Genomic DNA, 504 nt, shown 5'->3' with positions numbered 1-504 from the left:
GGTTTGGCACCTCGATGTCGGCTCATCGCATCCTGGGGCTGTAGTAGGTCCCAAGGGTTGGGCTGTTCGCCCATTAAAGCGGTACGCGAGCTGGGTTCAGAACGTCGTGAGACAGTTCGGTCCCTATCCATCGCAGGCGCAGGAAATTTGAAGGGAGCTGACCCTAGTACGAGAGGACCGGGTTGGACAGACCGCTGGTGAACCAGTTGTCTCGCCAGAGGCACAGCTGGGTGGCTATGTCTGGAATTGATAAGCGCTGAAAGCATCTAAGCGCGAAACGAACCTTAAGATGAGATTTCCCATTCCTAAAAGGAAGTAAGACACCAGAAGGAAGATCTGGTAGATAGGTCAGGTGTGTAAGTGAAGTGATTCATTGAGCTAACTGATACTAATATGTCGAGGGCTTGACCAAGGTAAAGGAAGAAGAGTTGTAAGGTTGGAAAGAAAGTTGAAGTTATACATTGAGTAGTTTTGAGAGAATCTGGTGAAAGAGATTTTCTTGGA

Annotated in this window: 1 rRNA gene; it reads left to right on the top strand. The window is 48.6% G+C overall.

Annotated elements, in window-relative coordinates:
• Window positions 1–412, top strand: a 23S ribosomal RNA gene (locus WS34_RS15145); the annotation flags it as partial.
• Window positions 413–504 lie beyond the last annotated feature (92 nt).

Origin of the sequence: Odoribacter sp. N15.MGS-14 (assembly GCF_000980245.1) — a bacterium.
Taxonomy (GTDB): domain Bacteria; phylum Bacteroidota; class Bacteroidia; order Bacteroidales; family Marinifilaceae; genus Odoribacter; species Odoribacter splanchnicus.
Note: the sequence above shows the minus strand (reverse complement) of the source record. Positions and strands in the feature narration are given on the sequence as shown.